The organism is Polaribacter sp. 2305UL8-11 (genome assembly GCF_058147165.1).
The window spans coordinates 67,438-79,519 of record NZ_JBYVJW010000004.1 but is presented as its reverse complement, the minus strand read 5'-3'; the positions used below and the strand labels follow the sequence as shown (position 1 = coordinate 79,519).

Annotated in this window: 13 protein-coding genes; 2 read left to right on the top strand and 11 right to left on the bottom strand. The window is 28.7% G+C overall.

Annotation, left to right across the window (positions count from 1 at the left end):
* Nucleotides 1-60: 60 nt before the first annotated feature.
* The 10 genes from ACY2RW_RS04855 to ACY2RW_RS04810 all read right to left on the bottom strand — a co-directional run bounded on the left by ACY2RW_RS04855 (nt 61) and on the right by ACY2RW_RS04810 (nt 10,209).
* Nucleotides 61-1,011 carry a glycosyltransferase family 2 protein gene (locus tag ACY2RW_RS04855; protein WP_490121576.1) on the bottom strand — a complete coding sequence of 317 codons (951 nt, stop codon included), beginning with the start codon at nt 1,009-1,011 and terminating at the stop codon, nt 61-63.
* 356 nt (nt 1,012-1,367) lie between these two features.
* The gene (locus ACY2RW_RS04850; RefSeq protein WP_490121725.1) at nt 1,368-2,174 is read right to left on the bottom strand and encodes an enoyl-ACP reductase FabI; all 807 of its coding nucleotides are present in this window, start codon (nt 2,172-2,174) and stop codon (nt 1,368-1,370) included.
* 148 nt (nt 2,175-2,322) lie between these two features.
* Complete coding sequence (gene recN, locus ACY2RW_RS04845; protein WP_490121575.1) at nt 2,323-3,975, bottom strand: DNA repair protein RecN; 1,653 nt, start codon at nt 3,973-3,975, stop codon at nt 2,323-2,325.
* A 72-nt stretch (nt 3,976-4,047) separates the two neighbouring features.
* Nucleotides 4,048-4,938, bottom strand: coding sequence for a type IX secretion system protein PorD (gene porD, locus ACY2RW_RS04840; protein WP_490121574.1), 891 nt, complete (start codon nt 4,936-4,938; stop codon nt 4,048-4,050).
* A 47-nt stretch (nt 4,939-4,985) separates the two neighbouring features.
* Complete coding sequence (gene coaBC / locus ACY2RW_RS04835; RefSeq protein WP_490121573.1) at nt 4,986-6,194, bottom strand: bifunctional phosphopantothenoylcysteine decarboxylase/phosphopantothenate--cysteine ligase CoaBC; 1,209 nt, start codon at nt 6,192-6,194, stop codon at nt 4,986-4,988.
* Nucleotides 6,194-6,514 (bottom strand): DNA-directed RNA polymerase subunit omega, encoded by a 321-nt coding sequence (locus ACY2RW_RS04830; protein WP_490121572.1) that lies wholly within the window; start codon nt 6,512-6,514, stop codon nt 6,194-6,196. Before ACY2RW_RS04830 ends, coaBC begins: the two co-directional genes overlap by 1 nt.
* A gap of 5 nt (nt 6,515-6,519) precedes the next feature.
* Nucleotides 6,520-7,383 (bottom strand): outer membrane protein assembly factor BamD, encoded by an 864-nt coding sequence (locus ACY2RW_RS04825; RefSeq protein ID WP_490121571.1) that lies wholly within the window; start codon nt 7,381-7,383, stop codon nt 6,520-6,522.
* Nucleotides 7,384-7,607: 224 nt separating this feature from the next.
* Complete coding sequence (gene dapA, locus ACY2RW_RS04820; protein WP_490121570.1) at nt 7,608-8,486, bottom strand: 4-hydroxy-tetrahydrodipicolinate synthase; 879 nt, start codon at nt 8,484-8,486, stop codon at nt 7,608-7,610.
* 96 nt (nt 8,487-8,582) lie between these two features.
* Nucleotides 8,583-9,104: a DUF6913 domain-containing protein gene (locus ACY2RW_RS04815; RefSeq protein ID WP_490121569.1), complete on the bottom strand. Its 522-nt coding sequence runs from the start codon at nt 9,102-9,104 to the stop codon at nt 8,583-8,585.
* A gap of 28 nt (nt 9,105-9,132) precedes the next feature.
* Nucleotides 9,133-10,209 (bottom strand): esterase-like activity of phytase family protein, encoded by a 1,077-nt coding sequence (locus tag ACY2RW_RS04810; RefSeq protein ID WP_490121568.1) that lies wholly within the window; start codon nt 10,207-10,209, stop codon nt 9,133-9,135.
* A 114-nt stretch (nt 10,210-10,323) separates the two neighbouring features.
* Here ACY2RW_RS04810 and ACY2RW_RS04805 point away from each other — a divergent pair, with 114 nt between their 5' ends.
* Together ACY2RW_RS04805 and ACY2RW_RS04800 are read left to right on the top strand one after the other, a co-directional pair.
* Nucleotides 10,324-10,713, top strand: a complete 390-nt coding sequence (locus ACY2RW_RS04805) for a DoxX family membrane protein (protein ID WP_490121567.1) — start codon at nt 10,324-10,326, stop codon at nt 10,711-10,713.
* A gap of 389 nt (nt 10,714-11,102) precedes the next feature.
* Nucleotides 11,103-11,417 carry a VanZ family protein gene (locus ACY2RW_RS04800; protein ID WP_490121566.1) on the top strand — a complete coding sequence of 105 codons (315 nt, stop codon included), beginning with the start codon at nt 11,103-11,105 and terminating at the stop codon, nt 11,415-11,417.
* Here ACY2RW_RS04800 and ACY2RW_RS04795 read toward each other — a convergent pair.
* Complete coding sequence (locus ACY2RW_RS04795) at nt 11,409-12,080, bottom strand: lysoplasmalogenase (RefSeq protein WP_490121565.1); 672 nt, start codon at nt 12,078-12,080, stop codon at nt 11,409-11,411. The genes ACY2RW_RS04800 and ACY2RW_RS04795 overlap by 9 nt on opposite strands.
* Nucleotides 12,081-12,082 lie beyond the last annotated feature (2 nt).

The following is a 12,082-nucleotide window of genomic DNA, read 5'->3' as shown; positions in this document are numbered from 1 at the left end:
TGTATTTGCTAAATTAGTTGCTTAACCACGCAACAAAGCATACACAAACACGTTAGCGAATTATGCCAAAAAAATAGATTTTAAAAACCCCAAACCATACCCTAAAAACTGAGTAAAAGAAGTTATAATACTCAAAAAAGCAACTTTTATATTTTTATTTTGAAGCAGAGAATCTATGAAAATTAATAAAAAATAAAATGCATAAAAATAAAATAGTTGATAATACCCAAAAAAAGCCAATAAAATACTTACATCAAGTCCCAAAATAAATATACTTGGAAACCAAAAAGTAATCTTAGCACTCTTTGGATATTTTTTATTTAGAATGGGTCTTGCTGTTCCAAAACCGAATGTTTGCTTAAAAAATTGTTGTATAGTGCTTCTACGTTTATGATATACGAATGCTTTTTCTATCAATTGGGTTTCAAATCCATTTTCCCAAAGCCTAAAAGTAAAATCGATATCTTCTCCTGTTTTCATATCAGAAAAACCTTGGGTAGCTTTAAAGGCATTTTTAGACATTCCCAAATTAAAACTTCGTAACTGAAATTTGCCTACTCCATTTTTTTTTCCACGAATACCACCTGTGGTTAAAAAGCTAGTCATAGAGTAATTTATGGCTTTTTGTAAAGCTGTAAAGCTATGATGAGCTGCATCAGGACCTCCAAAAGCATCTGTATAATTCTCTTCTAACGCTTTTTGTACTATTGATAAGTATTGAGGTGGAACAATAACATCTGAATCTAAAATGATAAAATAATTTCCTGTGGCTTTTTGCATTCCGTAATTACGACTGGCTCCTGGCCCACTATTTTCTTTGAAATAATATTTTAAATCAAGCTTATTTTTATATTTTTCTACAATTGTTTCTGATGAATTTGTAGAACCATCTTCTATAATTAAAACCTCGAAATCCTCAGAAAAATCTTGTTTTATAAGACTTTCTAATAACTCGTCTATTTCTTGTGGACGATTGTAAACTGGGATTATGATACTGAAAAGTAGTTTCAAGGTTTTAAAGTTTAAAAGTTTAAAAGTTTAAAAGTTGAGTTACTTCTAAAACTTTCTTTAATGTAAATGTAAAAAAATAAAAAAAGTTGAAGGTTTTTAATTCTTAAAACTTCAACTTTTTAATATGATTTACTTAAAAGTTTTCTAATCGTTTGCAAACAAGTTTAGCCGTGATTGAAGCAATTGTTTGAGCTCTTTTTTTATGCTGAACTCGATTTAGTATCTGTTGCAATGATAAAATATGTTATTTAATAAGTGAGATGCTGAAATAAATTCAGCATAAAAAAAAGCGAGTGCGAAAAGCGCGAAATAGCTACTTAAAAAAAGACCTTTCGACTGCGCTCAAGGTGACAGTTTTACTCGAATTTTTCCATAACTGCATCACTAACACCCATATTAGAGAAACCTCCATCGTGAAATAAATTCTGTAAAGTTACCTTTTTTGTTAAATCGGAAAATAAAGAAATCGTGTAATCTGCACAATCTGCAGCTGTTGCGTTTCCTAAAGGACTCATTTTTTCTGCATAAGCAATAAAACCATCAAAACCTTTTACACCACTTCCTGCAGTGGTTGGTGTTGGCGATTGAGAAATGGTGTTGACACGCACTTTATGATCGCGTCCAAAGAAGTACCCAAAACTACGTGCAATACTTTCTAAATACGCTTTGTTATCTGCCATATCATTATAATCTGGAAAAACTCTTTGTGCAGCCATATACGTTAAAGCGACAATGCTTCCCCACTCATTCATGGCGTTTTTGTTGTACAAAACATTCATAGTTTTATGAAAAGAAACCGCAGAAACGTCCCAACCTTTTGTTGTGAAATCGTATTTTGGGTCTGTGTAGTGCTTACCTTTTCTTACGTTTACAGACATACCAATGGAATGTAACACGAAATCTATTTTTCCGCCTAAAATTTCTATAGATTTTGCTACCAAATTCTCTAGATCTTCTACAGAAGTTGCATCTGCTGGAATAATTTGCGAACCTGTTTTTGCTGCTAAAGCATTTAACTCTCCCATTCTCATTGCAATTGGTGCGTTTGTTAACACAAATTCTGCTCCTTCTTCATGTGCTCTTTCTGCTACTTTCCAAGCAATGGAATGTTCGTTTAATGCACCGAAAATGATTCCTTTTTTTCCTTTTAGTAAGTTGTACATGGTGTTTTTTGGTTTTTGGGTGATGGTTTTTAGTTGATATTTTTTTGTGCTATAAGGTTTCTCAATCGCTAAAAAGCTCATTTCGAAACGACACTCGCTACTTCTCTATTCTCTATTCTCTATTTTCTATTTTCTAATTAACTATAAACTAATTCAATAATTCTCTTGCATGTGTTAAAGCAGATGCTGAGATATCTTTTCCACTTAACATTTCTGCAATTTCTACAATTCTTTCTTCGTTTGAAAGTTGTTTTAAATTCGTAGTTGTAACACCATTTATTTCTTGTTTATACACTTTATAATGGTTGTTACCTTTTGCTGCTATTTGTGGTAAATGTGTAATGGCAACAACTTGCATGTGGTTGCTCATTTGTTGCATAATAGCTGCAATTTTATTGGAAACTTCTCCTGAAACTCCTGTATCTATTTCATCGAAAATAATAGTTGGCAAATGTATATTTTCTGATAACACTTTCTTTACAGACAGCATTATTCTCGATAATTCTCCTCCTGAAGCTACTTTTTTCAATTCTCCAAAACTTCCCCCTTTATTTGCTGAAAATAAAAATTCTAAATTGTCTTTTCCGTTTGGAAAATAGATAATTGTTGGTTTTATTTTTATAGAAAAACGGGCATTTTGCATGCCTAAATCAGCTAACAAACTTTCTAATTCTTTGGTTAATTTTGGGATTGCAGTTGTTCTTGATTTTGTAATTAAATCGGCTACTTTGTCTAACTTTTCTGAGACAGAATGTATTTCCTGTTTTTTCTTGTTGATTGTATCTTCTGCAGATTCGACTTGCTGTACTTTTTCGGATAATTCATCAAAAACGACTAATAATTCTTGAACTGAATTTACATAGTGCTTTTTTTGCAAATTATAGATTAATTGTAATCTGTCATTAATTTCTTCTGCTTCGTTTGGATTAAAATCTACATTTTCATTGGCATCTTCTAACTCTGTTACAACATCATCTATTTCTATTTTTACAGAAGTTATTCTTTCTGCCAATTGTTGATATTCTTTAGAAAAAGAAGCAATTTTAGACAAACGGTTTTCTAAGGTATTTAATAAATTCTGAATCCCTATTTCTTCATGTATGGAAATTTCTAACGCTTCAGATAAATTAATTTTTATATCTTCTATGTTATTTAATTTCTCCAATCGTTCTTCTAAATCTTCTTGCTCATCAACTTTTAAATTTGCTTCTTCTAACTCTTTAAACAAATGCAAATTATAATCATATTGCTGGTTTGCTTCTTTTTGAATACGTTCTAATTCTTTCAGTTCTTTTTCTAACTGTTGTAATTGTAAAAAACCTCTTTTGTAAGAATCGATTTGCTTTTTATTATTCGCTAAGGCATCAATAATAGAAAACTGAAAAGCATTATCTGACAATTCCATGGTTTGATGCTGCGAATGCACATCAATTAATTTATTTCTTAATTCGTTTAAAACCGATAGTGTAACAGGCGTATCATTTACAAAAGCACGAGATTTTCCTGAAGGCAAAATTTCTCTTCTGATAATGGTTTCTGCTTCGTAATCTAAATCAGCTTTATTTAAAAAATCTTCTAAGTTATAATTGGCTATCGCCATTTTAGCTTCTACAATACATTTTTGGGTGGTATCTTTTAAAGAAGATAAATCTGCTCTGTTACCCAAAACCAAACCTAAAGCACCTAAAAGTATCGATTTTCCAGCGCCAGTTTCTCCAGTAATAATAGACAAACCCGAAGAGAAATCAATTGATAATGAATCGATTAATGCGTAGTTATTAATAGAAAGTTGTGTGAGCAAATTGACTAATTTTTATGGGATGAAATTAGTGAAAAAATGAAAGAAAATTAAGAACTAATTATAAATAAAGTTTTACCTAATAGATTTCCACTTAGAATTATTATTTGGAGATATCTTTCTTACTGCTGTAACTAACCTAGATTGATTTCTAGTTTCTGGCCCATCTTCATAAAGATTTACAATTTCATCTGCTTTGGCATCAAAAAACAAACGAATTAAATAATTACCTACAGTTTTATTAAAAATATTCTCTAAAGAAAGTACTGCATCTTCTACAGTTTGTTTTGCTGTATTTTTATTGGTTACAAAAGTATCCAACCCTTTTCTGTGATAATTGTACATTGCACTTCTGTAAGTTAATAATTTGGGAGACATGAGGTTGTCTATCAATAAAAAACGATTTTGTTTTCCTACAACATTTTGCCAAGAAGACAAACCACTTTGTTGCGCTTGCAACATTACATTCTGGGCTTCCTTTAAATAAGCATCTCCTCCTTTTAATTTAAAAGTATCTGCATCTACCCCCAAAATAACGTTTACATAAAAAACAATGGTAGAAATTAAATTGCTATCAAATGAATTTCTGTTATAAATTAAAGGGTCGAACTCATTGTACTTAAAGTTAAAATCGTTGTCTTTAATATTTAAAATAGGCGTCTCATAAGAAGAACCGTAAACAGGTCTTGTAGATTGTACTTGCAAGGTAGCTGTAAATGTATTATCTGTCCTAGAAGTTACAATAATATTCATAGCGCAATTAATACGTTCTTCTGGTTTTACCTCTCTATTAGTCCATTTTGTTTGATTTACAAATTCTGTAAGAGACTTTTGTAACGTTTTAAAAACCTGCGTATTAGAACCTTGAATTTGATTATAATTCACATTAATCAAACAATTAAGTTCTTGTGAGTTTACAGTAGAAACTGAAAATAAGAATAAAAAAAGAATTAAAATTTTATGCACTTTTTTACTTTTTACTGTCAGGTCGAGTATGCTCGAGGAGACAAATGTTAAGAAATTTTCCTTAAAATTTCATTTATAATATCTTTTGCAACTTCAACTTTAGATTTTAATCCGAACGATTTTTCATTCAAATCTTTATCAATAATAGTAATTTTATTTGTGTCTGTTGCAAAACCTGCACCTTTATCTTGCAAAGAATTTAAAACAATAGCATCTAAATTCTTTTTCTTTAGTTTTTTCTTTGCATTTTCCAGTTCATTATTGGTTTCTAATGCAAAACCTACTAAAAATTGTTTTTCTTTGATAGCCCCCAAAGAAGCCAAAATGTCTTTTGTAGGTGATAACTCAATCTCTAACGCACTTTCCTTCTTTTTTATTTTCTGATTAGCAACATTTTTTGGTTTATAATCTGCTACAGCTGCAGAAAGGATAGCAATATCTACTTTACTAAAATATTGATGTGCTGCATTGTACATATCATCTGCAGAGATTACATCTATTCTATGAACTAAAGAGTGTTTTATTTGTTGATGACTAGGACCAGAAATTAAATAAACTTCTGCACCTAAATTAGCTGCTGCTTTTGCGATTGCAAATCCCATTTTTCCTGAAGAATGATTTCCTATAAAACGAACAGGATCTATAGCTTCATAAGTTGGCCCAGCTGTTAATAATAGTTTTTTTCCTTTTAATGGCAATTTAGATAGAATGTCTTTTTCTATAAAAGAGACAATATCTTCTGGCTCTTCCATTCTTCCTTCTCCAACCAAACCACTGGCTAATTCTCCAGAAGTTGCAGGAATCATTACATTGCCAAAAGATTGTAGTTTTTCTAAACTTTGTTTGGTAGATGGATGAATATACATATCTAAATCCATTGCTGGAGCAAAATAAACAGGGCATTTTGCAGATAAATAGGTTGCTAGCAACAAATTGTTGCAAGTGCCATTTGCCATTTTAGATAAAGTGTTTGCAGTTGCTGGTGCAATAACCATATAATCTGCCCAAAGACCTAAATCTACATGATTGTTCCACAATTCGTTTTCATCTTCTTTATCATAAAAAGTAGAATGAACCGGATTTTTAGAAAGTGTTGAAAGTGTGAGAGGTGTTATAAAATCTTTAGACGCAGGTGTCATAATTACTTTAACATCTGCGCCTAATTTTATAAATAAACGAACTAAATGAGCCGTTTTATATGCTGCAATACCAGCAGTAATTCCTAAAAGGATTTTTTTACCACTTAAAACAGACATTATTCTGTTTCTGGAGTTCTAAAATATACTTTACCATTTAACCATTCTTCTACAGCAATTGCAGTTGGTTTTGGTAAACGCTCATAAAATTTAGATACTTCTATTTGTTCTTTATTTTCGAATACCTCTTCTAAAGAATCGTTGTAAGTTGCAAATTCATCTAACTTATCTACTAACTCTTTCTTTAAATCTCCGTTAATTTGAGAGGCTCTCTTAGCAATGATTGAAATTGCTTCGTAAATATTTTCTGTAGGTGCTTCTATTTTATCTCTATTATAAGTGATTGTTGAAGCTGCTGCATTTGTATCTTTATAATCCATATAAATTATTTCTTTTGTAAATCTTTTATTAATTTCTTTTGTTCTGCAATTAAGTTTTTTACTCTAGTATCTTCACTTTTAAGTGTAGCTAGCATCTTATTAGCATCTTCCATATATTGAGATTCTGGAAAATTTCTTTTTAGTTTATCGTAAGCATTAATTGCATCTTTTATACGTTCTGGTTTTCTTCTATCTGTACTTTTTAAAACAAAATCATGAGCAGATTTTAATCTATAATACAAAGCTTCTTCTTTAAATTCAGAACCTAAAAAATCTGACAATAAATTATCAAATGCCTGAATTGCAGCTTTATAGTTTCTTAAATCGTAATCTGCAGTCCTGTAATACGTTTTTGCAATTTCAAAATATTTTTTCTCTAACTTGTAACGTATTTCTTTGTAATGCCTATTAGCTTCTTCTACCTTATCTGAATCTGGGTAAGTATTGATAAAAGATTGAAAAGACTCTAGAGCCTTATTGGTATCTGTAGGATCTAAACTAAAACGTGGAGAAGCTAATTTATAACTGTAAGCAGATAAAAATGCTGCTTCCTCTACTTTAGAACTTTTTGGATAATTTTTTGCAAAACGATCAAAATAATAACCAGAAATACTATAATTTTTCTCGTTAAAATTAGATTGTGCAATCATAAAAGAAATACGCTCCATTTGAGGTTTACCTCTGTAAGTAGGGGTAATTTTCTCAAACAAACGTAAAGCTTTACTGTACTTTTTAGATTCATACAGTTTAACAGCCATTTTATACTGTTCTTCTGCTGTACCTTTATTTAAAACTTTTTGATACTCACCACAAGAAAAAAGCAGTAGTGTAAACAAGCATAAAAAAGCGAAATTTTTAATTTTTTGCATCGGGCAAAATTAGTGATTATTTATGAAATAGAAAAGAATTCTTTTTTAGCAAAAAAATCTTTATTTTTTGTTTTCGAATCTAGTTCGAGCCTTAAATTTTAAAGAAGATTTTTCGTTTTATTTAATTCAAGAAAAACAAGAATTAAAAACCTTTTATCTTCTTATAATATTCTTTGCAATAATCAATAAAAAAATACTTTTTAGGTACTAAATTTTTGTTAATCTTATTTGAAATTTTCTACAAAATTAGAAATCTTTTCTTCTAATTCTTTAGTGGCTTTTACCAAGGGTAAACGCACATTATTATAACAAATAGCTAGTTTTTGTAAAACCGTTTTAATTCCTGCAGGGTTATTTTCTTCAAAAATATAATCTACAATATCCATCATTTTATAATGAATTTCATAAGCTTCTTTGTTATTTCCTTGCAAACCGTGATTAATCATTGTCGAAAATTGCTTTGGAAATGCTTGACCAATTACGGAAATAACTCCAGAACCTCCAGCTAAAGCAACTCCTAGAGCTAAATCATCATCGCCAGAAATGATTAAAAAATGAGCAGGTTTATTTTTTAGTAAGGTATAATATTGTTGTTGGTTGTTTCCAGCTTCTTTAACCCCAACAATATTTTTAAAATCTTTTGCCAAACGTAAAGTAGTTGCTGGCTCCATGTTTTTTGCTGTTCTACCAGGAACATTGTATAATATAACTGGTAAATCTGTTGCTTGTGCAATTGTTTTAAAATGCTGATAAAACCCTTCTTGAGTAGGCTTACTGTAGTATGGAGCTACAGAAAGAATACCATCTATACCATCAAAATTTCTTGTTTTAAGTTCTTCTACAACCAATGCAGTATTATTGCCTCCAACTCCCAAAACCAAAGGTAAACGCTTATTATTGGTTTTAATAATAACGTCTATAATTTCTTGTTTTTCTTGACTTGTAATGGTTGCGCTTTCTGCAGTTGTACCATTAATTACTAGGTAATCTGTTCCGTTTTCTATATTGTAGTTTACCAATTTAATAAGTGCTTCAAAATCTACACTTAAATCGTCTTTAAAAGGGGTAACTAAAGCAACTCCTGTTCCAATAAATTTTTGCATCGTAAAATATTTATGGGGTAAAATTACAATAATCAGATGAAATTTATGCGCTAAAAATGATTTCCTACCAAGAATACACAACTTTATGGTTAAAGTTTAATTTTTTAGTTTCTTGAGGATTTTTAAGTACTTATTTAATTCCGTAGAAAATTCTTCTATTTTTTCTATTTCTGAATGGATTTCCATTTCATATAAACTGGAATTTACATTAGAAAAACCGACTTTAAATGTTGCTTTTGATGCATGAACTGCTTTTTCTAAATATAACTGTTTTTGATTAAAATAACCAATTAATAAATCGAATGGAGTTTCTAAAAAACTTTGAAAATTGGGTTGTACAAAATTACCTTTCCAATTAAGATCTTTTTCAGAAAAATGTTTGTAAGAAACAGCATCTAATTTATCATGTTTTTTAAAACTGTAAATTTTAGTATTTCTAACTCCCAAAATAGTTTCTATGCTTGATTGAATGTCAATTTTTGTAGATACAGCATCTAAAGTTAAAATACCTACAGATTGTATTTCTTTTTGAGAAACGTTTCTGTTTTTTAAAGCTTTTAAAATTTGCCTATCAATTTTTTTTCGCAATCGGTTTTCTTTGATACTTGATAAGTTCATTCTTTAGTTTGATGTTGTAAAAATAGAATTATTTATCATTAATTTCTAACAAAATAAATTGATTTAACTGTTTTCCATATTTCTGAAAATTATCATCAGATACTAAAAGTAAAGATTGATTTCCGTTTGCTAATTGAGGTCCAAAAGTTATGCCTTCTATGTTGTCTACAATTCCGCTTGTTAATTTATTTTGAATTGTATCAAAATTAAAAATTAATCTTTTTGTGAGTGGTATGAATGTTGCTTTTTTTAAAGACTCTAAATACAGTGTGTTTGTGGTTTTATCATCAATAAAAACTTCAAAAATCTTAACAGTGTTACCATAAGAACCATAGCCATTTTGATAGCTTCTTTCTACAACAAAAAAATGATTTTCTTTGTATTCTAAAATGGCAGTAACCCCATTTAAATTAATATTTCCTTTTGCTGGTTTTGTAATATGCTCTAGTTGATATGCGAACTGTTTGGTTGCATTTTTCGTTTTTTTATCAAAAAAAGTGATTCTGATTGGTGAAGAACTTTTTTTAAAGGTTGGTGCTTTTCCATCAGATTTTAAAACCCCTTCCATAGCAACCCAAAATCCTTTTTTGTCAAAGCTTTTTGAAGATGCTTCAAAAACAGCATTGTGTTGTATATTTTTAAGATTTATAAAATAAGAAGGCAAATTATAATTCTGCTTAAAGACTCCTTTTTGATTTGTGGTAAATATTGTTGGAAGTTTGCCTTTTTTAATAGCACCTTCACTCACAAAATTAATTTCTTGGGTTTCTTCATCAACAAAAATAGATTCTAAATCTAATGCATTTTCTTTGTAAAAAATAGTTGTAGTATCTTTTAAAAAAACAACATCTTTAAATTCTACTGATGCAATTTTATCATCTTTAATTTTAATATCCGATTTTAAAAATCGTGGGTTTTTTGCATCATCTACAACAAAATAGTAATAATTATTTGCATAATCTACACCAGAAAGACCTCCAATAAGTGTGTTTTTAAAAACAAGCGAATCTTTTACCACATACTCATCTAAAAAACTAAGTTTTGTTTGTTTGGACTTGCTACAACCAATAAAAAGTATAATACTTAAAAAGAATGCTTTTTTCATTGCAAATGTTTTTACAAAAATATGGTTTTGTAAGCATATTTATGGTTTATCGTCTATAATTAAGAAACCTATTATTTAAATCATTACTATTTTATAAACCTAAAACTTTTTAAAATGAATACAAAATTTCTATTTGCCTTAAAATTAATTGCTGCAATTATTATGGTACAAACTTTATTTTACAAATTTTCTGGAGCACAAGAAAGTGTAGATTTATTTACAAAATTAGCTGGAGAAAATGAAGCTTTTATGAGAATAGGTACAGGAATTCTAGAACTTATTGCCTCTATTTTGCTTTTTACTCCCAAAAAAGTAATTTTTGGTGCTATTTTAACAATTGGCTTAATGGGAGGTGCAATTATAGCTCACTTAACAAAAATAGGAATAGCACATAACAATGATGGTGGTTTGTTGTTTGGTGCTGCAATCTTAACTTTTATAATTGGGGTTATCGTTTTAATTGTTGAAAGAAAAAAAATACCTTTTATTGGTAAAAAATTATAAGGTTAAACCACTGTTTTTTAAAGTATTATTTTTTTACGAATCACAAATTAAATTTTTAACAATAAAAATTGCAAAAAAATATTAAAAACATTTGTTTATTTTATTTTATTTACTAATTTAGCAACGTAATTAATAATTAATTACATATTTATATCCCCTAAATAATAATATATGAAATAAATTTGTTTTTTAAATCATCCCCTAATTATTGGAGTCCCCTAAACTAACTGATAATTGATAAAAAAAATAAAAAAGTAATATCTATTTATTTAGACCAAACAAAAACAGTTGCAAATGCAACTGTTTTTTTTTATTATAGCTGTAAAGTGTTTAAGATTATAAAAATAATAGGAATTCTATTTTTCCTATTCATTCTTTGGATAATTTATTTGGCAAATACTGGAAAAAATATTGTTTTTTTTAAACTTGCAAAATCAATTCCTTTTGGTGACAAGCTAGGGCATTTTATGTTATTTGGAGTACTCACTTTATTAGGTATTATTGCACTAAGATTTCGGTCTTTTAAAATCGGAAAAAAATCTGTTTATTACAGTACTTTTTTTGTTGTTATATTTGTAATTCTGGAAGAGTTTAGTCAGTTTTTTATTGCTTCAAGAACATTTGATTTAATAGATTTATCTGCAGATTTATTAGGAATTGCAACCGCAAATTTTCTTGCTAAATATTTAAAAAAATCATTTTAAAAATACTTGTTTAGATTTTGCAATCATTGCTTTACAAATTAAATACTGTGCAACAATGTAAGTAATCATAATACAAATGCCATATATTTCTTTTGTTTGATAAAATTTATTTACTGCCAACAAACTATCTGACATAATAAAAATGACACCTCCTAAAAAAAACCATAAATTCTCAGTACTTTTTTCTTGTAGGTAATTTAAAAAAGTAAACACACCAAATGTAGAAATTACAACTCCATAAATAATAACAGGAATTAGCATTTCTCCTAAATTATCTTTAATTAAAAAAACAATACTACCATAAGCAATGATAAATGGTATGGATGAAAAAACAATCTTAGCAAATGCTATTTTTTTTAAATATCCTGCAGAAATTTTTATATATAATATGTGTGTAATTAAAAAGCTAACCAAGCCAAGTAAAAAAAAATCGTCTTTAAATAGCAGAAAAGTATCACCCCAAAAAGAAAAAAACAATGCAGAAACATACCAAAAATTAGCTTTGTTTACTGAAACTAAATAGACTAAGACCAAAGAGATTGTAATAAATGGTTTTGTAAAAAATGTTAGAGATTGGTTATTAAATAACAATCCTAAAAGATAAACTCCAACAATTATTAAAAAAAATATTGATGCTAAGATTACACTAATTTTCTTATTCATAA